Raw genomic sequence first — 25,063 nt, 5'->3', positions numbered from 1 at the left:
TCAAGCCGGCGCTCAGGCCGAGAACGCCTTGGAGAAGTCGTCGAGGACGCGCTTCAGGCGCTCGATCGTCTCGTCCTTGAGCTGCTTGTCGGCGCGGATCGTGTCGAGCAGACCCTTCTCGCTCGAGTTCATCCGCTCGAGCAGCTGGGCCTCGTAGGCGCGGACCTTATCGAGCGGCAGCTTGTCGAGGTAGCCGTTGGTGCCGGCGTAGATCACCACGACCTGCTCCTCAACGCGCAGCGGCGAGAACTGCGGCTGCTTGAGGAGCTCGGTGAGACGCGCGCCGCGGTTCAGCAGGCGCTGGGTCGAAGCGTCGAGGTCCGAGCCGAACTGCGCGAAGGCCGCCATTTCGCGGTACTGCGCGAGCTCGCCTTTGATCTTGCCGGCGACCTGCTTCATCGCCTTGATCTGGGCGGCCGAGCCGACGCGCGACACCGAGATGCCGACGTTCACCGCCGGGCGCACGCCCTGGTAGAACAGGTCGGACTCGAGGAAGATCTGGCCGTCGGTGATCGAGATCACGTTGGTCGGGATGTAGGCCGACACGTCGTTGGCCTGCGTCTCGATGACCGGCAGAGCGGTCAGCGAACCGGCGCCGTTCTCGTCGTTGAGCTTGGCGGCGCGCTCGAGCAGGCGCGAGTGCAGATAGAAGACGTCGCCCGGATAGGCTTCGCGGCCCGGCGGACGGCGCAGGAGCAGCGACATCTGACGGTAAGCCACGGCCTGCTTGGAGAGATCGTCATAGACGATCAGCGCGTGCATGCCGTTGTCGCGGAAGTACTCGCCCATCGCGCAGCCCGCGAAGGGGGCGAGGAACTGCATCGGCGCCGGGTCCGAGGCGGTCGCGGCGATGATGATCGAATATTCGAGCGCGCCCTGCTCCTCGAGCACCTTCACGAACTGCGCGACGGTGGAGCGCTTCTGACCGACCGCGACGTAGACGCAGTAGAGCTTCTGGCTCTCGTCGTCCGAGGCGTTGATCGACTTCTGGTTCAGGATCGTGTCGAGCGCCACGGCGGTCTTGCCGGTCTGGCGGTCGCCGATGATCAGCTCGCGCTGGCCGCGGCCGACCGGGATCAGCGCGTCGATCGACTTGATGCCGGTCTGCATCGGCTCGTGGACCGACTTGCGCGGGATGATGCCGGGGGCCTTCACGTCGACGCGGCGACGCTCGGTCGCCTCGATCGGACCCTTGCCGTCGATCGGGTTGCCGAGCGCGTCGACGACGCGGCCGAGCAGACCCTTGCCGACCGGCACGTCCACGATCGCGCCGGTGCGCTTGACCGTGTCGCCCTCGTTGATGCCGCGGTCGGCGCCGAACACCACGACGCCGACATTGTCGGTCTCGAGGTTCAGGGCCATGCCCCGTACGCCGTCCTTGAACTCGACCATCTCGCCGTACTGGACGTTGTCCAGGCCGTAGACGCGAGCGATGCCGTCGCCGATGGACAGCACCTGGCCGACCTCGGAAACCTCAGCTTCCTGGCCGAAATTCTTGATCTGATCCTTGAGGATCGAGGTGATTTCGGCGGCGCGGATGTCCATCAGCCGACCTCTTTCATCGCTAGCTTGATTGAGTTGAGCTTGGTCTTCAGCGAGGCGTCGACCATGCGGCTTCCGAGCCGCACGACGAGGCCGCCGAGAATTTTGGGATCGACCTTGACGTCGAACTCGACCGTCTTGCCCGTGATGTCCTTCAGCGCCGCGGCCAGCGCCGAGCGGCGGCCGTCGGTCAGCGGCTCGGCGACGGTGACCTCGGCGGTCATCGTCCCCTTGTCGGCCGCGACGAGCGCGCGGAACCCGCGGATCATCGGCTCGATCGCGAACAGGCGACGGTTGCGGGCGACGAGGCGCACGAAGTTGGCCGTCGACGCGCCGATGCCGGCCTTGGCCAGCACCGCGGCGATCGCCTTCTCCTGCTCCTCGGCCGAGAACACGGGGCTGCGCGTCAGGCGCCGCAGATCCTCGCTCTCGTCGAGCAGCCGCGCCAGAACGTCGAGATCGGCCGATACGGCGTCGATCGCGCCCTGCTCTTTCGCGAGATCAAACAAGGCGGACGCGTAGCGCCCCGCCATTCCGGACACGATGGTGTCTTTACCTGCCACCCGAGCGTCTCTCGCTGGTTGGAGCCAAGGGCTGAAACCGGAGCGGGCGCTCCGAACCTCCCGGAAACTGGTGGATGCTGGGACCCTCGCAGGACCCAAACCTCGGGCGGGATCCCGAAGACGGCCGGTCACTAACACGCCGCCGGACGCCGCGCAACATCGTGGCGCACTTGTGGCGGCGCGACCAAAAGCGCACTGCGCTCAATAGTTTAGCCAGCTTCAAGGGGGCCGGACGACCTCCCGGCGACGATCACAAGAAGCTTTGCGGATCGACGTCGACCGCAACCCGGACCCCGCCGCGCGCCGCGGGCGCGGCCGCAAGCCACGCGCGGAGATAGCCGGGGACGTCGACCTCGCGCCCCGCATGCACCAGCAGCCGCATCCGGTGGCGGCCGCGCAGCATGGCGAGCGGGGCCTCGGCGGGCCCGAGCACCCGCACATGCTCGGCCTTCGGCGCGGCCCGGGCGAGCGCCCGGCCGTGCGCCTCGGCGGCCTCCCGGGCGGGCGCCGACACCACGATCGCGGCGAGCCTGCCGAAGGGCGGCATGCCGGCGGCGGCGCGCGCCTCCGCCTCATGGCGATAGAAGCCCTCGCGGTCGCCCGCCACCAGCGCGCGGATCACCGGATGGTCGGGATCGTGCGTCTGGATCAGCGCGCGGCCCGGCAGCTCCGCGCGGCCCGCCCGGCCCGTCACCTGCTGCAGCATCTGGAAGGTGCGCTCCGCAGCGCGCGGGTCGGCGGCGCCGAGCGCGAAGTCCGCGTCGATCGCGCCCACCAGGGTGAGCTTCGGGAAATGATGGCCCTTGGTGACCATCTGGGTGCCGACCACGATGTCGACCGCGCCCCGCTCGATGGCGTCGAGCTCCGCGCTCAGCCGCTCGCCGGCGCCGATCAGGTCGCTCGACAGCACGGTGACCCGGGCTTCGGGGAAGCGCGCCACGGCCTCGTCGCGGATGCGCTCCACGCCGGGGCCGCAGGCGACGAGCGCGTTCTCGGCCGCGCAGGCCGGACAGGCGGTCGGCGAGGACGCCGAATAGGCGCACTGGTGGCAGACGAGGCTCGCGCGGAACCTGTGCTCGACCAGCCAGGCCGAGCAGTTCGGACACTTCATCCTGTGGCCGCAGCGGCGGCAGAGCGTCAGCGGCGCATAGCCCCGCCGGTTCAGGAACAGCAGCGACTGCTCGCCGGCGGCGAGGTTCTTCGCCACCGCCGCGACCAGCGCCGGGGCCAGCCACTCGCCGCGCGGCGGCCCGGCGCGGCGCATGTCGATCGCCCTGATCTCGGGCATGACGCTCCCGCCGTAGCGCGCCGGCAGGGCCAGTCTCTCGTAACGGCCGCGCTCGGCGTTGACCCGGCTCTCGAGCGAAGGAGTCGCGGAGGCCAGCACCACCGCCGCGCCTTCGAGGCGGCCGCGCACCACCGCCATGTCGCGGGCGTTGTAGGCGACGCCGTCCTCCTGCTTGTAGGCGGCGTCGTGCTCCTCATCCACCACGATCAGGCCGAGGTCGCGGAACGGCAGGAACAGCCCCGAGCGCGCCGCCACCACCGCCTGGATGGAGCCGTCGGCGACCCCGCGCCGGACCGCCGCGCGGCCCTTCTCCCCCACGCTCGCGTGCCACACGGCCGGACGGGCGCCGAAGCGTCGCGCGAACCGGTCGAGAAACGGCACCGTGAGCGCGATCTCGGGCGCCATGACGAGGGCCTGCCGGCCTTCCCGCAGCGCTTCGGCGACCGCCTCGCAATAGACCTCTGTCTTGCCCGATCCGGTCACGCCGTCGAGCAGCGCGACCGCGAAGCTCCGCGCCGCGGTCATCTCGACCAGGCGCGCCGCCGCCGCGCCCTGCTCGCGGCTGAGCTCCGGTCCCGGGAGGGAGGGGTCGGGGCGCGGCGGCGGCGGGGGCGGCGGGAGCTCGGCGGGCGCAAGCGCGCCTTCCGCCACCAGCCCGTCCAGCACCGAGCTCGAGACGCCGGCCGCCTCCGACAGCTCCTTCTTCGACCGCGCCGCGCCATCCGCCGCCACCGCCAGCACGCGATCCCGGGCCGGCGTGCGGCGCGAGGGCAGGGCGCCGGTCGCCCGCAGCCCCATCCGGAGGGCGGGGGCGGCGGCCTCCTCGGAGAGGCCGCGGAGAGCCATGCGCAGCACCTGCCCGCGCGGGGCGAGCGTGTAGTTGGCGACCCAGTCGACGAGGCGGCGCATGCTGGGCGGCAGCGGCGCCGCCGCGATCCGGCCCGCGAGCGGCTTGAGCCGCGCGCTCTCGACCGCCGCGCCCTCGCCGTCCCAGACCACGCCCATGGTCGCGCGCGCGCCGAGCGGCGCGACCACCACGTCGCCGGGCGCGACCTCGAGCCCGTCCGGGACCGCATAGGTCAGCGTCCGGTCGAGCGCGACCGGCAGCAGGACTTCGACGATGGCGCTCTGGGTCATGAGAGGGAGTCGCTCGGGCGGCGGCCGGATCACGCGTCTTCGACGCTGGAGCCGGCGGCCGTCAAGAAGGGGCCGCCCTGTGACGTCATGCGTGGAGGGTCGCCCCTTTTGGCTTGCGCGCGGCGGTCCGGCGGGCCACTTGAAACCAGAGAGGCCGCGTGGCCGCACCCCATTTTTTAAGGAAGCTCCAGCGATGAAATTCTTCGTCGACACAGCGGACGTCAGCGAAATCCGCGAACTCGCCGCGGCCGGTCTGATCGACGGCGTCACCACCAATCCGTCGCTGATCCTGAAGGCCAACCGGCCGATGAAGGAAGTCATCGCCGAGATCTGCGACATCGTCGACGGCCCGGTCTCGGCGGAGGTCGGCGCCACCGAGTACGACGAGATCATGCGCGAGGGCCGCATCCTGGCGAAGATCGCCGAGAACGTCGCGGTCAAGGTGCCGCTCACGCTGGATGGGCTGAAGGCCTGCCGCACCTTCGTGGACGAAGGCACGATGGTGAACGTGACGCTGTGCTTCAGCGCGCCGCAGGCGTTGCTCGCCGCCAAGGCCGGCGCGACCTTCGTGTCTCCCTTCGTGGGCCGGCTCGACGACGCCGGCGTGGACGGCATGGAGCTGATCCAGGACATCCGCACGATCTTCGACAACTATCCGGACTTCTCGACCGAGATCCTCGCGGCCTCGATCCGTTCGGTGAACCATGTGAAGGACGCCGCCAAGGCGGGCGCCGACGTCGCCACAATCCCGCCCTCGACGCTCAAGTCGCTGGTCAAACACCCACTGACCGACAAGGGCCTGGACCTGTTCCGGGCGGATTGGGCGAAGACCGGTCAGCGCATCGAGTGATCGGAGCACATCCGTCGGCGACGGAGCTATACTAGAGTACCCTCGCGCTGGTTTGCTGACGACGCGAAGCAACTCTTCGCAACTTAATAAGGAACCGGTTCGCGGGCCGCGCGTTCTTCTCGCAGTTTTAATAGCGAGAGAGAACACCCCATGCGCATCAGCGCCATTGCACTTGCCGTCGCCCTCGGGGCCGCGGCCCCGGTCGCCGCCGTCGCCCAGGAGGGCACCGTATCCGGCGCTGCGGGCGGCGCAGTGACGGGCGCGGTGGTCGGCGGGCCCGTCGGCGCTGTGGTCGGCGGCGTCGCCGGCGCGGCGATCGGCACCGCCGTCGCTCCCCCGCGCGAGGTTCGTGAGTACGTCGTGCGCGATACGCGTCCCTCCGTCCGCTATCGCGGCGAGGTCGAGGTCGGCAGCACGCTTCCCGCGGACGTCGAAGTCTACCAGGTGCCGGACAGCGACTACAGCTACACGGTCGTCAATGACCGTCGCTACATCGTCAGTTCGAAGCGCAAGGTCGTCGAAGTCGTCGAGTGATCAGTCCTTCGACGTGATTCAGAGCCCCGCCTGAGGCGGGGCTCTTTGCTTTTCCGGGCCTTGCGCCACGTCACCTCCGGTTAACGGCGCAGCGCTAGCCTCGGGATATGCCGGAACAGCCCGAACCTCTCCTGTTTCCCGCAGCCGAAGACGTGCGGGAGGCTTACGCCGACTGGCTGCTGGGCCTTTCGGCCGAGCGCCGTCTGTCGCGCCACACGGTCGACGCCTACGCGCGCGACGTGCGGATCTTCCTTCAGTTTCTCCAGGGCCATCTCGGCGGACCCGCGACGCTCGCTGATCTGGCGGCGCTCGCGCCCCGCGACGTCCGCGCCTTCCTGGCGGCGCGGCGGGCCGAAGGGCTCTCCAGCCGGTCCCTGATGCGGGGCCTCGCGGCCGCCCGCTCCTTTGCGCGGCGCCTGACGCGGACCGACCGGGCCCAGATCTCCGCGCTCGCCGCCGTTCGCTCCCCCAAGATCCCCCGCAGCCTGCCCAAGCCGATCGCCGCGCCGGCGGCCAGAGCGCTGCTCGACGTGGAGACGCGCGCCGGCGAGGAGCGCGACGACTGGGTGCTGGCGCGCGACGCCGCGGTGCTGTCGCTGCTCTATGGCTGCGGCCTGCGCATCTCGGAGGCGCTTTCGCTGACCCGTGGCGAGGCGCCGGTTCCCGGCGTCGGCCGCATCGAGGTGCTGGGCAAGGGCGGCAAGCGTCGTCAGCTCCCGGTGATCGCCGCCGTGCAGGCCGCGGTCGCGGACTATCTCGCGCGCTGCCCCTGGCCGCTTCCGCCGGAAGGGCCCCTGTTCGTGGGCGCCAAGGGCGGCCCGTTGAGCCCGCGCATCGTGCAGGCGGCGGTCGCCCGCATGCGCGGCGCGCTCGGCCTTCCCGACAGCGCCACCCCGCACGCGCTGCGCCACTCCTTCGCGACGCACCTGCTCTCGCGCGGCGGCGACCTCAGAACCATCCAGGAGCTTCTCGGCCACGCGAGCCTCTCGACCACCCAGCTCTACACCGAGGTCGACGGCGCCCGGCTGATGGCGATTCACGCCGCCTATCACCCCCGCGCGCGGGCCGGCTGAGCGACGCGCGGACGCGCGGCCGGCCTGCGCGCGGGCGTCTGGTCCGGGCGCGGCGTGCGTGATAAGCGGCCGATGATGCCGAGCCCGCGCGCCTTCCCCCTCATGGCGACCCGCCTTGTCCGCGCCTTCCGCGGACGGGGGACCGCCTGAGCGCGTCCAGCACCCCGGGGCGCGCGGAGATGCGCGACGCGGCTCGCCCCGGGTCCGGCGACGCGCCCACCACCACCGACGCCGATCCCGAGGTCATCGTCGAGGCCCGACCCGAGCGCGCCGGCCCGCCCTGGATCGGCTATGCTCTCGCGGCGGCGGGCGCGATCTTCTTCTCGAGCAAGGGCATTCTGATCAAGTTCGCCTATGCGGAGGGCGTTGATCCGGAGACGCTGCTCGCGCTCCGCATGGGGCTGGCGGTCCCGGTCTATGTCGCGATCGGCCTCGCCGCAGTTGCCAGGACCGGCCGCCCGGCGGCGCTCGATCGAAAGACCTTCGCGGCGGCGTTCGCGATCGGCCTGCTGGGCTACTGGTTCGCCTCCTATGTCGACTTCCTGGGGCTCGCCTACATCTCGGCCCCCTTCGAACGGTTGATCCTGTTCACCTATCCGCTGTTCACGGTTCTGCTCGGCGCGGCCTTCTTCCACCAGCCGTTCCGCCTGAAGGCGCTTGCGGCCTTCGGGCTGAGCTATGCGGGGCTGGCGCTGGTGTTCACCAAGGACATGCAGGTGGCGGGCCTCGCCTCCGCGCGGACGGGCTCGCTGCTGGTGCTCGCCTCGGCCGTCGCCTTCGCGCTCTACCAGCTGCTGGCGAAGGGCTATATCGGCCGGATCGGCCCGAAACTCTTCACCTGCATCGCGATGACTGCGGCCGCGCTCGCCGCGCTGCTGCAGTTCGCGCTGGTGCGGGACGTCGGCGTCATCCCGACTCTCTCGGGCAAGATCTGGCTGATCGCGGCACTGATCGCGGTGATCGGCACGATCCTGCCGAGCTTCCTGCTCAGCGCCGCCCTGCACCGCATCTCGGCGCAGGCCAACGCCGCGATCGGCACGGTCAGCCCCGTCGCCACGCTGATCTTCGCCGCCGCTTTCCTGGGCGAAAGGGTGAGTTCCGTGGACGTGATCGGCACCGCCCTGGTGCTGGCCGGCGTCGGCTGGTTCACGCTGAGCGAGCAGCGAAAGGCGACCCGCTAGGGTTTTTCCGCACTGGCCAGGCCGGCGCGGCGCTTGCTTGATTGGAGGCGACACGATCGGGGAGACGAATCATGTCGCTGATGAACCGCGCCGCCGCGCTGACGCTCGCGGCCGCGCTGGGGCTGCTCGCGGGCCCCAGCGTTTCGCAGGAGCGCCCGTCGCGTGACCAGGCGCTCCACGTCGCCGTGGAGCTCGTCAACGAGATCTCGAAGGACGGCATGGTGGCGCAGTTCGTCGCGCGCTCCTGGCCGGCCTTCGAGCCGCAGCTCCAGGAGTCGATGCCCGGCGCCTCGCCGGCCACGATGGCCTCGCTCAAGGCCGAGTTCCAGACCATCGTGGTGCAGCACACCAAGGATCTGCTGGCCGCCGCGCCCGCGATCTACACCACCTACTTCACCGTCGACGAGCTGCGCGACATGCTCGCCTTCTACCGCTCGCCGACGGGCCAGAAGGCGTTGCGGGTCATGCCGAACGTCATCGCCGACAGCGTCCGGCTCTCGGCCGACCGCATGCCGGCGGTGACCGCCGAGATCGACCGGGCGTTCCGGTCGCGGCTGAAGGCGCGGGGCGTCGATCTGCCGATCTGAGCCGCGCGCCGCTCACATGTGGATGGCGCGACCCTCGACGGCGAGCGCCGCCTCCTTGACGGCCTCCGACAGCGTCGGATGCGCGTGGCAGGTGCGGGCGATGTCCTCGGAGGAGGCGCTGAACTCCATGCCGAGCGCGGCTTCCGCGATCAGCGTGCCGGCGTCGGGACCGATGATGTGCACGCCGAGCACGCGGTCCGTCCTGGCGTCGGCCAGGATCTTCACGAAGCCCTCGGTCGTGCCGTTCGCCTTGGCGCGGCCGTTGGCCGTGAACGGGAACTTGCCGGCGCGGTAGTCGACGCCGTCCGCCTTCAGCTCCTCCTCGGTTTTGCCGACCGAGGCGACCTCCGGGTAGGTGTAGACCACGTTCGGGATCACGCCGTAGTTCACGTGCCCGGCCTTGCCGGCCAGGATCTCCGCGACCGCGACGCCCTCGTCCTCCGCCTTGTGAGCCAGCATCGGCCCGGCGATGACGTCTCCTATGGCGTAGACGCCGTCGACGCTGGTCCTGAAGCGGCCGTCGGTCTTCACCCGCCCGCGCTCGTCCAGCTCGACGCCCGCCTCATCGAGGCCGAGGCCTTCCGTGTAGGGAACGCGGCCGATCGCCACCAGAACGACGTCCGCCTCCAGGGTCTCGGCGTCGCCGCCCTTGGCGGGCTCGACCGTCACCGAAAGACGTTCGCCCTGCCTGGTCGCGCCGGTGACCTTCGAGCCGAGCCGGAACGTCATGCCCTGCTTCTCCAGCAGGCGCTGGAACTGCCGGCCGAGGTCGACGTCCATCCCGGGCAGGATGCGGTCGAGGAACTCGACCACCACGACCTCCGAGCCGAGCCGCCGCCAGACGGAGCCGAGCTCCAGCCCGATCACGCCGCCGCCGACCACCACGAGCTTCTTCGGGACCTCGGGCAGGGACAGCGCGCCGGTCGAGGAGACGATCGTCGTCTCGTCGATCTCGAGCCCCTTGAGGCGGGCGACGTCGGAGCCGGTGGCGATCACGATCGCCTTGGTCTCGAGCGTCTGCGTCGCGCCGTCATCGGCCGCGACCTCGACCTTGCCGGCGCCGAGGACCCTGCCAGTCCCGTGAAAGGTCTCGATCTTGTTCTTCTTGAACAGGAAGTCTACGCCCTTGACGTTGCCGGCGACGCCCTCGTCCTTGAACGCCATCATCTGGGCGAGGTCGAGAGTCGGCTGGCCGACGCCGATGCCCATCTTCCCGAATTTATGGCCGGCCTCCTCGAACAGCTCCGAGGCGTGCAACAGCGCCTTGGACGGGATGCAGCCGACATTGAGGCAGGTGCCGCCATGGGTGGCGCGCTTCTCGACCACGGCGACCTTGAGTCCGAGCTGGGCGGCGCGGATCGCGCACACATAGCCGCCGGGACCGCTGCCGATGACGACGAGATCGTAAGCCATGGGTCTCTTTCGGGTTCGAGCTATGGAGGGTCAGCCGAGCGGAGCGTTGAAGGCCCAGACATGGCCAAACGGGTCCTGCACGCGGCCGTAGCGGGCGTTCCAGAAGGTGTTTTCCGGGGGCATGACGACAACCGCGCCGGCGCCGGCCGCGCGGGCGATCGCGACGTCGACGTCCTCCGCGGTCGCGAGGTTGACGTTGATGGCGACGCTCGCGCCCCCGGTCGAGGTGGGCGCGCGGACCGCTCCGGGCCCGGCGGCCTCGGGAAACTCGTCATGCACCAGCACCTGCCCGCCGAACAGCTCGACCGTCGCGTGCAGCAGCCGGACGCCGTCCTGCGCCGGCACGGTCATCACGACCTTGGCGCCGAACGCCTTCCGGTAGAAGCTGAGCGCCTCCGCGCCTCCCGCGACGCAAAGGTGCGGCTCTACCTTCGGATGCCGATCTTGGTCAGCCATCGGAACACGCCCCTGACTGACCTTCGCCGCGCCCTGAGGGCCGCGGCGCGGCCACGCTCGGAACGTCTTGAAGTCCGCGCGGTTGAAGGACTGGAATGCGGTCCGTGGGACCGTGCTCGATGCGCAGGAACAAGGAGGGCACCTATGGCGACTACCAAGAAGCCTGACAATGCGAAGAAGTCGAACCGGACCGACGGCATTCACGCCAAGGTCAAGCCATCGTCGGAGCTCGGCGCGATCGTCGGCGAAGGCCCGCTGCCGCGCAGCGAAATCGTCAGCAAGATGTGGGACTACATCAAGAAGCACAAGCTCCAGAACCCGGACGACGGCCGCGAGATCCTCGCCGACGCCACGCTCGAGAAGCTGTTCGGCAAGAAGAAGGCCACGATGTTCGAGCTGAACAAGATCATCTCCGCCAATGTGAGCTGACCTTCGGCGACGCGGCGCGCCTCGCGGCGCGCCGCCGGCTCGTCACAGGTCCATGACGAGCCGCGACGGATCCTCCAGGCTTTCCTTGACCCGGACCAGGAAGGTCACGGCCTCCTTGCCGTCGACCATGCGGTGGTCATAGCTCAGCGCCAGATACATCATCGGGCGGATCTCGATCTTGCCGCCGATCGCGACCGGCCGCTCCTGGATCTTGTGCATCCCCAGGATGCCCGACTGCGGCGCGTTCAGGATCGGGGTCGACATCAGCGACCCGTAGATGCCGCCATTGGTGATCGTGAAGGTGCCGCCCTGCATCTCGTCGATGCCGAGCTTGCCGTCGCGCGCCCGCCGCCCCAGGTCGGCGATCGCCTTCTCGACGCCCGCGAGGCCAAGCTGGTCGGCGTCGCGCACCACCGGCACCACGAGGCCCTTGTCGGTCCCGACCGCGATGCCGATGTGGTAGTAGTTCTTGTAGACCACGTCGCCGCCATCGATTTCGGCGTTGACCGACGGGATGTCCTTGAGGGCCTGGATGACGGCCTTCACGAAGAAGCCCATGAAGCCGAGCTTCACGCCGTGCTTCTTCTCGAACACGTCCTTGTACTTCGAGCGCAGCGCCATGACCTCGCTCATGTCGACCTCGTTGAAGGTCGTCAGCATGGCGGCGGCGTTCTGGGCGTCCTTGAGCCTGCGCGCGATGGTCTGGCGCAGCTTGGTCATCTTCACGCGCTCTTCGCGCGCCGCGTCGTCCGGCGCCGCGGGCGCGCGCACCTGCGTCGGCGCAGCCGGCGCCGGCTGCTCGCGCGGGGGCGAAGCCTCTCCGCCGCCGCGTTCGGCCGCGGCCAGCATGTCGCCCTTGGTGACGCGGCCGTCCTTGCCGGTGCCCTCGACGCCCGAAGGGTCCACGCCGGTCTCCTCCGCGAGGCGACGCACCGACGGCGCGGGATCGGCGGCCGCGGGCGCGGAGCCGCCATTCGCCTTCGGCCGGGTCTCGTTCGCGTCGTCCTTCAGCGGCGCGGCGGCCTTGTCCTCCCTGGCCTTGGCGGGCTCGGCGGCTTTGGCGGGTTTTGGCGCAGCCGGGGCGGCGCCCTCGCCCTCCTCGATCGAGCCGAGCAGCGCGCCGACGCCGACCGTCTCGCCGTCCTTGGCCTCGATCGCGCCGAGGACGCCGGCCGCCGGCGCCGGCACTTCGAGCGTGACCTTGTCGGTCTCCAGCTCGACGACCGGCTCGTCCGCCGCAACCGCCTCGCCGGGCTTCTTGAACCACCGGCCGATGGTGGCCTCAGTAACGGACTCGCCGAGCGTCGGGACGCGGATCTCAGTGCTCATATGCTTGCTCCGAAGGAGCCTCCCGGTTCGTGTCGGCCCCCGATCGGGACCATTCTGACGCGCAGACCCTCTCTAGCGGATCATATAGGCGATGACGATCGCCCGATCGCCGAGTCCGATCGCTATTCCCCGAGCGCGTCGTTGAGGAAGGCCTGAAGCTGCGCGAGATGCTTCGACATCAGGCCCGTCGCGGTCGCGGCCGACGCCGGACGACCGACGTAGCGCGGCCGGCGATGCTCCGCCCCGATCTGGTTCAGCACCCATTCGAGATAGGGCTCGACGAAGAACCAGGCGCCCATGTTGCGCGGCTCTTCCTGGCACCAGACGATATCGGCCTGCCTGAACCGCGAGAGCTCGCTCACCGCCGCCTTGAGCGGGAACGGGTAGAGCTGCTCCACGCGCAGCAGGTAGACGTCGTCGACGCCGCGCTTCTCGCGCTCCTCGACGAGGTCGTAATAGACCTTGCCGGAGCACAGCACGACGCGCCGGATCTCCTCGTCCGGCCTGAGCGCGATCGTGGAGCCGGGGCTCAGCTGGGCGTCGTCCCAGAGCAGGCGGTGGAACGAGGCCCCCTGCTCCATCATCGACAGCGGCGACGTCGCCCGCTTGTGACGGAGCAGGGACTTCGGCGTCATCAGGATCAGCGGCTTGCGGAACTCGCGAACCATCTGCCGGCGCAGGATGTGGAAGTAGTTCGCCGGCGTGGTGCAGTTCGCGACCTGCATGTTGTCCTCGGCGCACATCTGCAGGTAGCGCTCGAGGCGGGCGGAGGAGTGCTCGGGTCCCTGCCCCTCATAGCCGTGCGGCAGCAGCATCACGAGGCCGGACATGCGCAGCCATTTGCGCTCGCCCGAGGACAGGAACTGGTCGACGATGACCTGGGCGCCGTTGGCGAAGTCGCCGAACTGCGCTTCCCACAGCGTGAGCGCGTTCGGCTCGGCCAGCGTGTAGCCATATTCGAAGCCGAGCACGGCCTCCTCGGAGAGCATCGAGTTGATGACCTCGAAGCGGGCCTGATCCCTCGACAGGTTGCTGAGCGGCGTGAAGCGCTCCTCGGTCTCCTGGTCGGTGAGCACCGAATGGCGCTGGCTGAAGGTGCCGCGCTCGACGTCCTGGCCTGACAGCCGGACCGGCACGCCCTCGGTCAGCAGCGACCCGAAGGCGAGCGCCTCCGCCATCGCCCAGTCGACGCCCTCGCCCTCCTCGGTCATCTTGCGCCGGTTGTCGAGCAGGCGCTGGATCGTGCGATGCACGTGGAAGCCCTCGGGGGCTTCGGAGAGCTTGCGCCCGATCTCCCTCAGGCGCGCGACCTCGACGCCGGTCTTGCCGCGGCGCGGATCGTCGGGGTCCTTGGCGGCCTTGATGCCGGCCCAGCGACCGTCGAGCCAGTCGGCCTTGTTGGGCTTGTAGGCCTGGCCGGCCTCGTATTCCTCCTCGAGCCGCGCCCGGAAGGCGGCGCGCATCTCGTCGACCTCGCCCGGCGCGATCACGCCCTGGCTTTCGAGCCGCTCCGCATAGGTCTCGAGCGCCGTCGGATGGTTGCGGATCTTCCGGTACATGCGCGGCTGGGTGAAGGCCGGCTCGTCGCCCTCATTGTGGCCGAAGCGCCGGTAGCAGAACATGTCGATCACGACCGGCTTGTGGAACTTCTGCCGGAACTCGGTCGCGATCTTGGCCGCGAAGGTCACGGCCTCCGGGTCGTCGCCGTTCACGTGGAAGATCGGCGCCTCGATCATCTTGGCGACGTCGGACGGATAGGGCGAGGAGCGCGCGTTGCGCGGGCTCGTCGTGAAGCCGATCTGGTTGTTGATGATGAAGTGGATCGAGCCGCCGGTCTTGTGGCCGCGCAGGCCGGACAGGCCGAAGCACTCCGCCACCACGCCCTGGCCCGCGAAGGCCGCATCGCCATGGATCAGCAACGGCAGCACCTGCACGCGGTCGACGTCGGTGCGCTGGTCCTGCTTGGCGCGAACCTTTCCGAGCACCACCGGATCGACGATCTCGAGATGCGACGGGTTGGCGGTCAGCGACAGGTGCACCTGGTTGCCGTCGAACTCGCGGTCCGACGACGCGCCCAGATGATATTTGACGTCGCCCGAGCCTTCGACCTCGTCCGGTGTCCAGGAGCCGCCCTTGAACTCGTGGAAGATCGCCCGGTGCGGCTTGCCCAGCACCTGGGAGAGGATGTTCAGCCGGCCGCGATGCGCCATGCCGACCACGATCTCGCGCACGCCGAGCGCGCCGCCGCGCTTGATGATCTGCTCGAGCGCCGGGACGATCGACTCGCCGCCGTCGAGGCCGAACCGCTTGGTGCCGGTGTATTTGACGTCGAGGAACTTCTCGAAGCCTTCGGCCTCGACCAGCTTGTTCAGGATCGCCTTCTTGCCCTCGGGCGTGAACGCGATGGCCTTGTCCGGCCCCTCGATGCGCTCCTGGATCCAGGCTTTCTCGCCGGGCTCCGAGATGTGCATGAACTCGACGCCGAGCGTCGAGCAATAGGTGCGCTTCAGGATCGCCAGCATCTCGCGCACGGTCGCGAATTCGAGGCCGAGCACGTGGTCGATGAAGATCTTGCGGTCGAGGTCCTTCTCGCCGAAGCCGTATGAGGCCGGGTCGAGCTCCTCGCGCTCGGGCCGCGGCTCGAGCTTGAGCGGATCGAGGTCGGCGGCGAGATGGCCGCGGATGCGATAGGCGCGGATCATCATCAGCGCGCGCGTGGAGTCGCGCGTCGCGGCCTTGATCTGCTCTTCGGTGAGCGGCGCGCCCTTGGCCTCGCCCTTGGCCCTGAGCTTGTCGCCGAGCGAGACCTCGATCGCGCCCCAGTTGCCGTCGAGGGCGGAGACCAGCTCGCCGTTCACCGGCGTCGGCCAGTTCGGCTTTTCCCAGGAGGGACCCTCTGCGGTCTTCTCGACCGCCTCCGGCGCGTCGCCGAGGTCCTTGAAGAAGGCCCGCCAGTCCGGCTCGACCGAGGACGGGTCCTTCAGGTAGCGGGCCTGAAGGTCCTCCACATAGGCGGCATTCCCGCCCCAGAGGAATGAGGTGCGGGCAAGAGCCTCGTTCGCCGCCTGGCGTGACATTCGGGAAAGCCTCGAGTTCGAATGAGCCGAAGAGCTTTTCGCACCGCAATATAGTCCGGCGCCGACCGATTTGAACGCCGCAAATGCGATATCCGCGTGGCGGAGCGGAAACCGCGTTCAATTTCTCCTAATTCATGTTTCAGTTTTCGTGCAAGACGCGTGAAGGCGAAGCGCTGCGGCCTCAGGTGGAGGCCGCAGCGCCCCGGTCGATTAGCCCTTGAGCAGCTCGACCAGCGTCTTGCCCAGTCGCGCCGGCGAGGGCGACACCCGCACGCCGGCCGCTTCCATCGCGGCGATCTTGTCCTCGGCGCCGCCCTTGCCGCCGGAGATGATCGCGCCCGCATGGCCCATGCGCCTGCCGGGAGGCGCCGTGCGGCCGGCGATGAAGCCGACCGTCGGCTTCTTGCGGCCGCGCTTCGCCTCGTCCTTAAGGAACTGCGCCGCGTCCTCCTCGGCCGAGCCGCCGATCTCGCCGATCATCACGATCGACTCGGTGCGCTCGTCGGCGAGGAACAGCTCCAGCATGTCGATGAACTCGGTGCCCTTGACCGGGTCGCCGCCGATGCCGACCGCGGTGGTCTGGCCGAGGCCCTCGCGGGTGGTCTGGAACACCGCCTCATAGGTCAGCGTGCCGGAGCGCGAGACCACGCCGACGGTGCCGCGCGAGAAGATGTTGCCCGGCATGATGCCGATCTTGCACTCGCCGGCCGTCACCACGCCCGGGCAGTTCGGGCCGATCAGCCGCGTCTTGGAGCCTTCCAGGGCGCGCTTGACCCGCACCATGTCGAGCACCGGCACGCCCTCGGTGATGCACACCACGAGCGGGATCTCGGCCGCGATCGCCTCGCAGATGGCGTCGGCGGCTCCGGCCGGCGGCACGTAGACCACCGAGGCGTCCGCCCCGGTCGCCTCGCGGGCCTCCTTGACGGTGTCGAACACCGGCAGGCCGAGATGCGTCTTGCCGCCCTTGCCGGGGGCCACGCCGCCGACCATGCGGGTCCCGTAGGCGATCGCCGCCTCGGAGTGGAAGGTGCCGTTCTTGCCGGTGAAGCCCTGGCAGATGACCTTGGTGTTGGCGTCGATCAGGATCGACATGCTCAGTTCCTCCCCCGCACCGCGGCGACGATCTTCTGCGCCGCGTCGTCCAGATCGTCGGCCGGCAGCACGTCAAGGCCGCTCTCGGCGATGATCCGCTTGCCCTCTTCGACGTTCGTGCCCTCGAGCCGCACCACCAGCGGCACCTGCAGGCCGACCGCCTTGACGGCCGCGATCACGCCGTTGGCGATCACGTCGCACTTCATGATCCCGCCGAAGATGTTGACGAGGATGCCCTTCACCTGCGGGTCGGCGGTGATGATCTTGAACGCCGCCGTGACCTTCTCCTCCGAGGCGCCGCCGCCGACGTCGAGGAAGTTCGCCGGCTCTTCGCCGTAGAGCTTGATGATGTCGAGGGTGGCCATCGCGAGCCCGGCCCCGTTCACCATGCAGCCGATCGTGCCGTCGAGGGCGATATAGGCGAGGTCGTACTTCGACGCCTCGATCTCCTTCTCGTCCTCCTCCGTCAGGTCGCGCAGCTCGGCGAGCTCCGGATGGCGGTAGAGCGCGTTGGAGTCGAAGGACACCTTCGCGTCGAGGCAGCGCAGCTGGCCGTCCTCGGTGACGATCAGCGGGTTGATCTCGAGCATCGACATGTCGGTCGCCACGAACGCCTCGTAGAGCGTCGCGGAAAGCTTCTCGGCCTGCTTGGCGAGGTCGCCCGTCAGCCCGAGCGCCTTGGCGAGCGTGCGGCCGTGATGCGGCATCACGCCGGTCGCCGGGTCGATCGCGATGGTGTGGATCTTCTCCGGGTGGCTCGCCGCCACCTCCTCGATGTCCATGCCGCCTTCGGTGGAGGCCACGAACGCGACCCCGCCGGTGGTGCGGTCGACCAGCGCCGAGAGGTAGAACTCCTTCTCGATCGCCGAGCCTTCCTCGACGTAGAGGCGGTTGACCTGCTTGCCGGCCGGGCCGGTCTGCTTGGTCACCAGCGTGCGGCCGAACATCTGCTGGACGAAGCTCTTGGCCTCCTCGGCCGAGCGCGCCAGCCGCACGCCGCCGAGCTCGCCGGCCTCAGCCTCGACGAACTTGCCCTTGCCGCGGCCGCCGGCGTGAATCTGCGACTTCACCACCCAGACCGGCCCGGTCACGGACGCGATCGCGGCGTCGGCGTCCGACGCGGACAGGATCGCCGCTCCGGAGGGCACCGGCGCCCCGAACCGGCGCAGCAGCGCTTTTGCCTGATATTCGTGTATGTTCATGAAGTTCCTCCCTCCGGCGAGGCGAGCTCCGCGCCAGGCGCGCGCCGCGTCGGCCGTTCTCCGGCGCCTATAAGCACGGCCCGCCGGAATTCGCCACCGGGCGGGCCGCAACGTCGTCGTTTCCTTGCGCCTCCTCCATGCGGAAGAGGCCGGGAACGTTACTTTCCGAGATTGGGCGCGATGCCCTTGCAGGCCTCGATGAGGCCCTTCACGGCGTCGACCGACCTGTCGAAGGCGGCCTTCTCGGCGCGGTCGAGTTCGATCTCGACGACGCGCTCCACGCCGCCGGCGCCGATCACCACCGGCACGCCGCAATAGATGCCGTCCACGCCGTACTGGCCGGTCAGGTGGGCGGCGCAGGGCAGCACGCGCTTCTTGTCGCGAAGATAGCTCTCCGCCATCGCGATGCCGGAGGCCGCCGGCGCGTAGAAGGCCGAGCCGGTCTTGAGCAGGCCGACGATCTCGGCGCCGCCGTCGCGGGTGCGCTGGATGATCTGGTCGAGCCGCTCCTGGGTGGTCCAGCCCATCTTCACGAGGTCCGGCAGCGGAATGCCCGCGACCGTCGAGTAGCGCGGCAGCGGCACCATCGTGTCGCCATGGCCGCCGAGCACGAAGGCGGTGACGTCCTCGACCGAGACCCCGAACTCCTCGGCGAGGAAGTAGCGGAAGCGCGCCGAGTCCAGCACGCCCGCCATGCCGACGACCTTGTGGGTCGGCAGGCCGGAGGCGGTGCGCAGCGCCCACACCATGGCGTCGAGCGGATTGGTGATGCAGATCACGAAGGCGTCGGGGGCGTACTTGGCGATGCCCGCGCCGACCTGCTCCATGACCTTGAGGTTGACGCCCAGAAGGTCGTCGCGGCTCATGCCGGGCTTGCGCGGCACGCCCGCGGTGACGATCACCACGTCGCAGCCCGAAAGATCCTCGTAGGACGAGGTGCCCTTGAGACGGGCGTCGTAGCCCTCGATCGGCGAGGCCTCGGCGATGTCCAGCGACTTGCCCTGCGGCACCCCGTCGACGATGTCGAACAGGACGACGTCGCCCAGCTCCTTGAGGCCGACCAGCAAGGCGAGCGTGCCGCCGATCTGGCCGGCGCCGACGAGTCCGATCTTGCTGCGCGCCATGGGGTCCTCAGAGCCGTGAGAGTGCGGGCGTGGCGAGGCGACAGGCCCCGCGGGCGGTCAGGCCTTCGCAACTAGCCCGATCGGCGAAGCCGTTCAAGGGAGCGCGGGCTTTCACGACCCTCTTCGTCAGGTCTCGACCAGGCCGGTCGTGGCGCCGCTCGCCGCGCTGTCGGGCTTGCCGTGCGGGCGCGACAGCCACTCGTCGGAGCCCATCTCGACCAGCCGGGAGGCGGTGCGGGCGAAGCCGAAGTTCTCGTAGCCTTCGCGGCCGACCCAGATCCGGTCGGGCTCGGCCGCCCCTGAGGCAAGCAGCTTGACGTGATGCTCATAAAGCGCGTCGACCAGCGTCATGAACCGGCGGGCCTCGTTGCGGCGCCGGTCGCCGAGCTCCGGGACGTCGTCGAGGATCAGCGTGTGGAAGCGTCGGGCGATCGCCAGATAGTCCGCCGCTCCCAGCGGCCGTCCGCAGAGCGCGTCGAACGGGGCGCGCGCGACGCCGTGCGCGGCGTGCGGGATCTCGAGCACGCGCCCCTGGACCTCCAGCGTCGCCGGGCCGCCGGCCTCGCCCGCGAGCGCCAGAAAGGCGGCGTCGAGCGCCGAGCGGGCCTCGTCGTCGGCCGGCGTCAGCCACATCCGCCCGTCGCCGAGCTTCTCGCGGCGGAAATCCGTGCGGGCGTCGAGCCGCACCACGTCCAGGCGATCCTGCAGCATCGCGACGAAAGGCAGGAACAGGGAGCGGTTGAGGCCGTCCCGGTACAGCTCGGGCGGCGGCACGTTGGAGGTCGCGACCACGATCACGCCGGCCGCGAACAGCCGCTCGAACAGCCGGCCGAGGATCATCGCGTCGGCGATGTCGGTGACGTGGAATTCGTCGAAGCACAGCAGCGAGGCTTCGCGGGCGAGCTGGTCGCCGATCGCCGGGATGACGTCGCCATGGGCGCCCCGGCCTTCCCTGGCGGCGAGCCGTCCGGCGTGGATGCGGGCGTGAACGTCCAGCATGAAGTCGTGGAAATGCACGCGGCGCTTGGGCTCGGTCGGCGCGGCTTCGAAGAAGATGTCCATCAGCCGCGTCTTGCCGCGGCCCACCTCTCCCCAGACATAGAGGCCGCGGGGCGGCGGATCCGCCCGGCGGGCGAACAGCCAGTTCAGCGCGCCCGACTTGCCGCGCAGCCGCTCCCGCAGGCGCGTCTCGAGCGCGTCGAGCCGGGCGACCAGGCGCTCCTGCGCGGGGTCGCGGTCGAGCGCGCCGGACCGCACGAGCGCCTCGTAGCGCTGCCGCGTGGCGCCGATCATCCGCGAGCCCGCGGAACGTTGGGATGGAGAGGACGTTGCCCCAGCATGTCTGCCCGAGGGAAAAGGTTCGGCGGGACGGCCGGCCTGGTCCGCACAGGAGCCGCGCCCCGATGAAGACCGTCGCGCTCGCCTTCGCAACTATCCTTCTGTCTCTACCCGCCGCGCAGGCGGCCGACTGGAGCCGCGCCGAGCCGCGCGTCGCCCGTCCGGCGGCTCACGCGAACCACGCCGCCGAGCGCCGCCGCGGCCGTCCGGCCACGCGGCCCGCGGCGCCGCAGCGCTACGTCTATCGCGACGACGCGGAGGAGGACGACACGCCCTACGGGCCGATCTACCAGACCCAGGAGCAGGAGCTGCAGTCGCGCTACGACGTCTCGGCCGGCCGGCGCGGGAACATCAAGGAATACTGGTGGCGCTACTAGCGGCGCGCCGGTTCGCGGCGGCGTTCAGTTCCCGCAACGCTCCAGTATCTTGGCGTATGCGCCCTCGCTGACGACGACCTTCAGCTTCTCGCCGATCTGCCGGACCGCGAGCTCCCGTTTGACCGGCTCCGCGCCCTTCTTGAAGCAGGTGAGCTCCGACCGGTAACGCTTGCCCTGTTTGCGCCAGCCGAGGATCTCGCACTGGAAATCCGAGAACTTCACGGCGCCGTCCAGAAACACCAGGGTCGCGAGCTTGTTGTCGACGACCTTGGCGGGCGCCGGATCGCAGCTCGGGGCCCAGGTGCCGGCGAACGGGTTTTCGGCCCATGCGGGGGAGCAGCCAAGCGCCAGGCCGAGGGCGGCCGCGAGAGACGCGCGCAAGAAGCCGGCCGTCATGGCGTCTCCCTCTTCCCGGGACCTGCTTGCTCCAGCATAGCGCGTCGGGCGAGGCTGGCGAGCGGCCTGCGCCGCGGCTTTGCATTTCATCCGGGGAACGCCAGCCAGCATGCCGGACTTCGTGATCGTCACCACCACCACCGATGACCGGGCGGTCGCGGACGCCATCGCGCAAGCCGCCGTCGAAGGCGGCGAGGCCGCCTGCGCGCGCATCGGCTCGGCGGAAAGCGTCTATCGCTGGCAGGGAGAGCTCTGCCGCACGCCGGAGTTCGTGGTCGAGCTGAAGACCACCTCGGCGGCCGCCGAGCGCGTGCGGCGGACGATCGCCCGGCTGCACAATTACGAGCTGCCCGAGATCCTGGTGCTGCCCGTGCTCGGCGGCTCCGCCGGTTATCTCGGCTGGCTGCGCGATCAGGTCGCGCCCGTGGAAAGCGGGGGCTCAGGCGACCCGGGGACAGAATCCTCGATCGGTTAAAGCTTTCCTCAGACTCTTCGCATTTTGTTGAGCCGTGGGAGGCGGCTTCGCTTCTCGCCGGAGATGTGGCCGGGCGGCCACAGCAGGCTCCGAGTGGCGTGGCGTATCGAGTTGGAGTACCGGCGTGACAGGACCTTCACTGGTCAGTCTCCGCGCGGCTTTCGTCGTGACGATGGTGGCGGCCGGCCTCGCCGGCTGCGCCTCCACGACAGGGGTCCAGCGCGTCCGTCTGAGCGAGCGCGAATGTCTCGCGCGCGCCATGTATTTCGAATCGAACCGTTCGAGCGACGCCGGCATGCTGGCGGTCGGCACGGTGGTGATGAACCGGCTGAAGTCCGGCAAATACGGCTCCACCATCTGCCAGGTGGTGGGCGCCAAGAACCAGTTCGCGCCCGGCGTGCTGACCCGGCCGATGACCGACCGGGGCGCTCCGCGCGCCCGCCGGGTCGCGGACGCGGTGCTGGCCGGCCGCCGCCACGGGGGCGTGGGCAACGCGCATTTCTTCCACACCGCCGGCTACAAGTTCCCCTATCGGAACATGAAGTACGTGCTGGTGGCGGGCGGCAACGCCTTCTACGAGAAGAAGAAGCCGCCGAAGACCTGGTGGGGCGGCGATGGCCGCTGGGGCCCGCCGCCGCCTCCGACCGAGCGCATCGACGGCGGCCCGATCATGGTCGCGCGCAACGAGATCATCGACGACCGTCCTGCCCGGACGCGCGAGGCGCCGATCGAGGTCGTCGCGGCCGAGCCCGCGCCGCGGCCGCCGGTCGAACGCCCGATCCAGGTCGCCCGCAACGAGGCGCCGGTCCCGCAATACGAGCCGTTGCCTGACGCTCGCCGGCAGGAGAGCCGTCAGGCGGCCCGTCAGGAGGTCGAGGAGATCCCGCAGTACGAGCCGCTGCCCGACGCGTCCGCACGGACCGCGCGCCGCGAGCCCGCCCGCTCCCGCGTGGAGCCGCAGCGGAGCTACGAGGTCGCCCAGGTCGAGGAGCCGCGCGACATGTACGGCTCGCCGCAGAGCTGGCGGAGCCAGAACCAGCGCATCGAGAGCCGCCCGCTCGCAGCCCCTGCCGGAACCGCCGCTCCCCGGCCCACGCGGGTCGCCGCGCGCGAGCCTCTGGAGTATCGCGCTCCGCCGCCGGCCCGCGAGCCCACTCCGGCCGAACTCGGCTGGCAGGTCGGTCCGCAGCCCGTGGCCGACTACGGCTCGGCGAGCCGCGACGCGGAGCAGTACGCCCGCACCGGCGAGACCTCCTCGCACCGCTACGAGCGTCAGCTCGAGCAGGCGGCGGAGCCTGACGACGACGAGCCCGTGCGGCTGCGGGCCGGCGACAGCATCTCGCGGTGAGACGGCGCGGCCTCGGCCGCGCCCTCAGAGCAGCTTGTCGGGAGTGATCGGCAGATCGCGGACGCGCTTGCCGGTCGCGTGAAACACGGCGTTGGCGACCGCGGCCGCCGCCCCCACGATCCCGATCTCGCCAAGGCCCTTGATCCCAAGCGGATTGGCCTCGTCGGCCTCGTCCACGAAGATGACCTCGATGTCCTGCACGTCGGCGTGCGACGGGATGTGGTACTCGCCGAAATTGTGGTTCATGAAGCGGCCGAGGCGGCGGTCCGGCATGCTCTCCTCGTGGAGCGCCATGCCGATCCCCATGACCACGCCGCCCAGGATCTGGCTGCGCGCCGTCATCTGGTTGAGGATCTTTCCGGCCGCGATCGCGCTGACGATGCGGGTGACGCGCACGACGCCGAGCTCCTCGTCCACCCGCACCTCCGCGAACACCGCGGAGTGCGTGTAGGCGGCGAACTTCTTCTGGAACTCCTCGTCCGGGGCGAAGTCCGCCTTCGCCTCGATCCTCTCCCGCCCCGCGGACTTCAGCGCGTCGGCATAGGAGATCGACCGGGCCGGGTCGTCCGCCCGCGCCACGCGCCCGCCTGAGAAGACGACATGGTCGAGCGCCGCATTGGCGAGCGGCGAGTTCTCCATCGCGCGGGCGTGCTTCAGAATCTCCTCGCGCAACGCCGCGCACGCCATCTGCGCCGCGGAGCCGGCCGAGGCCGCGGCCCATGAACCGCCCTCGACCGGCGCCATCGGCAGGGACGAGTCGCCGATCCGCACCGCCACGTCGTCGATCGGCAGGCCGAGCGCGTCGGCGGCGATCTGCGCCAGGATCGTGTAGGTGCCGGTGCCGATGTCGGCGGTCGCGCAGGCGACCTCGAGCTTGCCGTCCGCCGTCAGCGTGGCGCGCGCGGAGTGCGGCTGCATCATCGCCTCCCAGCAGCCCGTCGCGACGCCGAGCCCGACGAGATCGCGCCCCTCGCGCATCGAACGCGGCTCCGGGGAGCGCCGCGACCAGCCAAAAGCCTCCGCGCCGCGCTCGTAACAGGCGCGCAGCTCCTTGGACGAAAACGGCTTGTCGTCGTTCTGGTCGCGCTCGGCGTAGTTGCGCAGCCGGAGCTCCAGCGGGTCGACCTTCGCCGCGTAGGCGAGCTCGTCGATCGCGGCCTCCAGCGCATAGACGCCGGTGGTCGCGCCCGGGGCCCGCATGTCGCCGGGCGTCGCGGTGTCGACCTTGGCGAGCCGGTAGGACAGGCTGACATTGTCGCAGGCGTAGATCAGCCCCGACCAGTTCACGACCGCCTCCTGATAGTCCTCGTAGGTCGACGTGCAGGCGATGGCGTCGTGGCGGATCGACTGGAGGCGCCCGTCGGGCCCGGCGCCGAGCGCCACGGTCTGCAGCGTGTCCGGCCGGTAGGTGAAGGTGAACATCTGGTCGCGGGTCAGCGTCACCCGCACCGAGCGCTTCAGCCTCAGCGCGGCCATCACGGCGAGCGTCAGCTGATATTGCGGGCGCAGGCCGCTGCCGAACGCGCCGCCCACGAAGGGCGACAGGACCCGCACGTCGTCCTCGGGCAGGCCGAACATGTTGACGACGAACGCCTTGGTGTTCGTCACGCCCTGCACCTTGTCGTGGACCACCAGCTTGCCGCCCCGCCAGAACACGGTCGAGGCGTGCGGCTCCATCGGGTTGTGGTGCTCGACGGCGATCCGGTAGTCGCCCGAAACCTTGACGGGCGCCGCCGCGAACGCGCCGTCCGGGTCGCCGCGGGGCGGAGGGGGCGGGGGCACGCCGTCGCGCTTCTCCGGCGGGTCATAGGCCGAGTCCCGGCGCTGGGCGACGTCGACGACGGCCGGCTCGGCCTCATACTCGACCCTGACCAGCGCCGCCGCGCCGCGCGCGGCCTCGAAGGTTTCGGCCACCACCAGCGCGACCGGCTGGCCGCTGTAGACGATGCGCTCGTCGAGCAGCGGAATGAACGGAAGGCCGGGCGGCGCCGCCTGGTCCTGATGCGACTCCGCGTCGGTCGTGACCGTCGGCCGATCCTTGTGGGTCAGGATGGCGACCACGCCCGGCGTCGCGCGCGCGGCTTCCAGATCGAACCGCAGGATCCGGCCCTTCGCGACCGAACTCGACACCACGACCCCATAGGCGAGGTCCTCCGCCGGAAACTCCCCGGCGTATTGCGCAAGACCGCTGACCTTGAGCGGTCCGTCGACCCGCGGCTGCGCGCCGCCCACATAGCCCTCCGGCATCG

General features: G+C 70.1%; 22 protein-coding genes. 9 read left to right on the top strand and 13 right to left on the bottom strand.

Going from position 1 to position 25,063, the window contains the following annotated elements:
• Positions 1 to 12 precede the first annotated feature (12 nt).
• From atpA to GGR24_RS09020, 3 genes are all read right to left on the bottom strand, one after another.
• A complete protein-coding gene (gene atpA / locus GGR24_RS09030; RefSeq protein WP_183395003.1) occupies positions 13 to 1,545 on the bottom strand; it encodes a F0F1 ATP synthase subunit alpha in 1,533 nt (510 codons plus the stop codon).
• Positions 1,545 to 2,105, bottom strand: a complete 561-nt coding sequence (locus tag GGR24_RS09025) for a F0F1 ATP synthase subunit delta (RefSeq protein WP_183395002.1) — start codon at positions 2,103 to 2,105, stop codon at positions 1,545 to 1,547. Before GGR24_RS09025 ends, atpA begins: the two co-directional genes overlap by 1 nt.
• A gap of 250 nt (positions 2,106 to 2,355) precedes the next feature.
• Positions 2,356 to 4,530, bottom strand: a complete 2,175-nt coding sequence (locus tag GGR24_RS09020; protein ID WP_183395001.1) for a primosomal protein N' — start codon at positions 4,528 to 4,530, stop codon at positions 2,356 to 2,358.
• A gap of 193 nt (positions 4,531 to 4,723) precedes the next feature.
• Between GGR24_RS09020 and fsa the strand changes: the two genes are divergently transcribed.
• From fsa to GGR24_RS08995, 5 genes are all read left to right on the top strand, one after another.
• Positions 4,724 to 5,380: a fructose-6-phosphate aldolase gene (gene fsa, locus GGR24_RS09015; RefSeq protein ID WP_183395000.1), complete on the top strand. Its 657-nt coding sequence runs from the start codon at positions 4,724 to 4,726 to the stop codon at positions 5,378 to 5,380.
• A gap of 150 nt (positions 5,381 to 5,530) precedes the next feature.
• Positions 5,531 to 5,914 (top strand): DUF1236 domain-containing protein, encoded by a 384-nt coding sequence (locus GGR24_RS09010; protein ID WP_183394999.1) that lies wholly within the window; start codon positions 5,531 to 5,533, stop codon positions 5,912 to 5,914.
• Between the two features lie 107 nt (positions 5,915 to 6,021).
• Positions 6,022 to 6,987 (top strand): tyrosine recombinase XerC, encoded by a 966-nt coding sequence (locus GGR24_RS09005; protein ID WP_183394998.1) that lies wholly within the window; start codon positions 6,022 to 6,024, stop codon positions 6,985 to 6,987.
• Between the two features lie 179 nt (positions 6,988 to 7,166).
• The gene (locus GGR24_RS09000; protein WP_183394997.1) at positions 7,167 to 8,168 is read left to right on the top strand and encodes a DMT family transporter; all 1,002 of its coding nucleotides are present in this window, start codon (positions 7,167 to 7,169) and stop codon (positions 8,166 to 8,168) included.
• A gap of 71 nt (positions 8,169 to 8,239) precedes the next feature.
• The gene (locus GGR24_RS08995) at positions 8,240 to 8,755 is read left to right on the top strand and encodes a DUF2059 domain-containing protein (RefSeq protein ID WP_183394996.1); all 516 of its coding nucleotides are present in this window, start codon (positions 8,240 to 8,242) and stop codon (positions 8,753 to 8,755) included.
• A gap of 12 nt (positions 8,756 to 8,767) precedes the next feature.
• On the opposite strand, the gene lpdA is transcribed toward GGR24_RS08995, so the two are convergent.
• Complete coding sequence (lpdA, locus tag GGR24_RS08990; RefSeq protein ID WP_183394995.1) at positions 8,768 to 10,168, bottom strand: dihydrolipoyl dehydrogenase; 1,401 nt, start codon at positions 10,166 to 10,168, stop codon at positions 8,768 to 8,770.
• Between the two features lie 30 nt (positions 10,169 to 10,198).
• Complete coding sequence (locus GGR24_RS08985) at positions 10,199 to 10,624, bottom strand: VOC family protein (RefSeq protein WP_183394994.1); 426 nt, start codon at positions 10,622 to 10,624, stop codon at positions 10,199 to 10,201.
• Between the two features lie 144 nt (positions 10,625 to 10,768).
• Between GGR24_RS08985 and GGR24_RS08980 the strand changes: the two genes are divergently transcribed.
• Positions 10,769 to 11,053 carry an SWIB/MDM2 domain-containing protein gene (locus GGR24_RS08980; protein ID WP_183394993.1) on the top strand — a complete coding sequence of 95 codons (285 nt, stop codon included), beginning with the start codon at positions 10,769 to 10,771 and terminating at the stop codon, positions 11,051 to 11,053.
• Positions 11,054 to 11,095: 42 nt separating this feature from the next.
• Here GGR24_RS08980 and odhB read toward each other — a convergent pair whose 3' ends face one another.
• From odhB to zapE, 6 genes are all read right to left on the bottom strand, one after another.
• A complete protein-coding gene (odhB, locus tag GGR24_RS08975; RefSeq protein ID WP_183394992.1) occupies positions 11,096 to 12,382 on the bottom strand; it encodes a 2-oxoglutarate dehydrogenase complex dihydrolipoyllysine-residue succinyltransferase in 1,287 nt (428 codons plus the stop codon).
• A 122-nt stretch (positions 12,383 to 12,504) separates the two neighbouring features.
• Positions 12,505 to 15,459, bottom strand: coding sequence for a 2-oxoglutarate dehydrogenase E1 component (locus GGR24_RS08970; RefSeq protein WP_183394991.1), 2,955 nt, complete (start codon positions 15,457 to 15,459; stop codon positions 12,505 to 12,507).
• Between the two features lie 210 nt (positions 15,460 to 15,669).
• On the bottom strand, positions 15,670 to 16,554 hold the full coding sequence (gene sucD, locus GGR24_RS08965; protein ID WP_183394990.1) for a succinate--CoA ligase subunit alpha: 885 nt from the start codon (positions 16,552 to 16,554) through the stop codon (positions 15,670 to 15,672).
• A 2-nt stretch (positions 16,555 to 16,556) separates the two neighbouring features.
• Positions 16,557 to 17,756 (bottom strand): ADP-forming succinate--CoA ligase subunit beta, encoded by a 1,200-nt coding sequence (sucC, locus tag GGR24_RS08960; RefSeq protein ID WP_183394989.1) that lies wholly within the window; start codon positions 17,754 to 17,756, stop codon positions 16,557 to 16,559.
• Positions 17,757 to 17,914: 158 nt separating this feature from the next.
• Positions 17,915 to 18,880 carry a malate dehydrogenase gene (gene mdh / locus GGR24_RS08955; RefSeq protein WP_183394988.1) on the bottom strand — a complete coding sequence of 322 codons (966 nt, stop codon included), beginning with the start codon at positions 18,878 to 18,880 and terminating at the stop codon, positions 17,915 to 17,917.
• Between the two features lie 126 nt (positions 18,881 to 19,006).
• A complete protein-coding gene (gene zapE, locus GGR24_RS08950; protein WP_183394987.1) occupies positions 19,007 to 20,173 on the bottom strand; it encodes a cell division protein ZapE in 1,167 nt (388 codons plus the stop codon).
• A gap of 110 nt (positions 20,174 to 20,283) precedes the next feature.
• Here zapE and GGR24_RS08945 point away from each other — a divergent pair, with 110 nt between their 5' ends.
• A complete protein-coding gene (locus tag GGR24_RS08945; protein WP_183394986.1) occupies positions 20,284 to 20,595 on the top strand; it encodes a hypothetical protein in 312 nt (103 codons plus the stop codon).
• A 24-nt stretch (positions 20,596 to 20,619) separates the two neighbouring features.
• Here GGR24_RS08945 and GGR24_RS08940 read toward each other — a convergent pair whose 3' ends face one another.
• Positions 20,620 to 20,991, bottom strand: a complete 372-nt coding sequence (locus GGR24_RS08940) for a hypothetical protein (RefSeq protein ID WP_183394985.1) — start codon at positions 20,989 to 20,991, stop codon at positions 20,620 to 20,622.
• A 109-nt stretch (positions 20,992 to 21,100) separates the two neighbouring features.
• Here GGR24_RS08940 and cutA point away from each other — a divergent pair, with 109 nt between their 5' ends.
• Positions 21,101 to 21,466: a divalent-cation tolerance protein CutA gene (gene cutA, locus GGR24_RS08935; RefSeq protein WP_183394984.1), complete on the top strand. Its 366-nt coding sequence runs from the start codon at positions 21,101 to 21,103 to the stop codon at positions 21,464 to 21,466.
• Positions 21,467 to 21,590: 124 nt separating this feature from the next.
• Positions 21,591 to 22,814 carry a cell wall hydrolase gene (locus GGR24_RS17925; protein ID WP_428978222.1) on the top strand — a complete coding sequence of 408 codons (1,224 nt, stop codon included), beginning with the start codon at positions 21,591 to 21,593 and terminating at the stop codon, positions 22,812 to 22,814.
• A 24-nt stretch (positions 22,815 to 22,838) separates the two neighbouring features.
• Here GGR24_RS17925 and GGR24_RS08925 read toward each other — a convergent pair whose 3' ends face one another.
• Entirely contained in the window at positions 22,839 to 25,061 is a 2,223-nt protein-coding gene (locus GGR24_RS08925; protein ID WP_183394983.1) for a xanthine dehydrogenase family protein molybdopterin-binding subunit, read from the bottom strand.
• Positions 25,062 to 25,063 lie beyond the last annotated feature (2 nt).

This window comes from Hansschlegelia beijingensis (assembly GCF_014196425.1).
In the GTDB taxonomy this organism is placed as follows: Bacteria; Pseudomonadota; Alphaproteobacteria; order Rhizobiales; family Methylopilaceae; genus Methylopila; species Methylopila beijingensis.
This window is presented reverse-complemented; position numbering and strand designations above follow the sequence as displayed.

What these genes read in the sequence shown, in the direction of transcription:
- atpA (WP_183395003.1), bottom strand. Translation starts at nt 1,545, where the DNA reads ATGGACATCCGCGCCGCCGAAATCACCTCGATCCTCAAGGATCAGATC.
- GGR24_RS09020 (WP_183395001.1), bottom strand. Translation starts at nt 4,530, where the DNA reads ATGACCCAGAGCGCCATCGTCGAAGTCCTGCTGCCGGTCGCGCTCGAC.
- fsa (WP_183395000.1), top strand. Translation starts at nt 4,724, where the DNA reads ATGAAATTCTTCGTCGACACAGCGGACGTCAGCGAAATCCGCGAACTC.
- GGR24_RS09010 (WP_183394999.1), top strand. Translation starts at nt 5,531, where the DNA reads ATGCGCATCAGCGCCATTGCACTTGCCGTCGCCCTCGGGGCCGCGGCC.
- GGR24_RS09005 (WP_183394998.1), top strand. Translation starts at nt 6,022, where the DNA reads ATGCCGGAACAGCCCGAACCTCTCCTGTTTCCCGCAGCCGAAGACGTG.
- GGR24_RS09000 (WP_183394997.1), top strand. Translation starts at nt 7,167, where the DNA reads ATGCGCGACGCGGCTCGCCCCGGGTCCGGCGACGCGCCCACCACCACC.
- GGR24_RS08995 (WP_183394996.1), top strand. Translation starts at nt 8,240, where the DNA reads ATGTCGCTGATGAACCGCGCCGCCGCGCTGACGCTCGCGGCCGCGCTG.
- lpdA (WP_183394995.1), bottom strand. Translation starts at nt 10,168, where the DNA reads ATGGCTTACGATCTCGTCGTCATCGGCAGCGGTCCCGGCGGCTATGTG.
- GGR24_RS08985 (WP_183394994.1), bottom strand. Translation starts at nt 10,624, where the DNA reads ATGGCTGACCAAGATCGGCATCCGAAGGTAGAGCCGCACCTTTGCGTC.
- GGR24_RS08980 (WP_183394993.1), top strand. Translation starts at nt 10,769, where the DNA reads ATGGCGACTACCAAGAAGCCTGACAATGCGAAGAAGTCGAACCGGACC.
- odhB (WP_183394992.1), bottom strand. Translation starts at nt 12,382, where the DNA reads ATGAGCACTGAGATCCGCGTCCCGACGCTCGGCGAGTCCGTTACTGAG.
- GGR24_RS08970 (WP_183394991.1), bottom strand. Translation starts at nt 15,459, where the DNA reads ATGTCACGCCAGGCGGCGAACGAGGCTCTTGCCCGCACCTCATTCCTC.
- sucD (WP_183394990.1), bottom strand. Translation starts at nt 16,554, where the DNA reads ATGTCGATCCTGATCGACGCCAACACCAAGGTCATCTGCCAGGGCTTC.
- sucC (WP_183394989.1), bottom strand. Translation starts at nt 17,756, where the DNA reads ATGAACATACACGAATATCAGGCAAAAGCGCTGCTGCGCCGGTTCGGG.
- mdh (WP_183394988.1), bottom strand. Translation starts at nt 18,880, where the DNA reads ATGGCGCGCAGCAAGATCGGACTCGTCGGCGCCGGCCAGATCGGCGGC.
- zapE (WP_183394987.1), bottom strand. Translation starts at nt 20,173, where the DNA reads ATGATCGGCGCCACGCGGCAGCGCTACGAGGCGCTCGTGCGGTCCGGC.
- GGR24_RS08945 (WP_183394986.1), top strand. Translation starts at nt 20,284, where the DNA reads ATGAAGACCGTCGCGCTCGCCTTCGCAACTATCCTTCTGTCTCTACCC.
- GGR24_RS08940 (WP_183394985.1), bottom strand. Translation starts at nt 20,991, where the DNA reads ATGACGGCCGGCTTCTTGCGCGCGTCTCTCGCGGCCGCCCTCGGCCTG.
- cutA (WP_183394984.1), top strand. Translation starts at nt 21,101, where the DNA reads ATGCCGGACTTCGTGATCGTCACCACCACCACCGATGACCGGGCGGTC.
- GGR24_RS08925 (WP_183394983.1), bottom strand. Translation starts at nt 25,061, where the DNA reads ATGCCGGAGGGCTATGTGGGCGGCGCGCAGCCGCGGGTCGACGGACCG.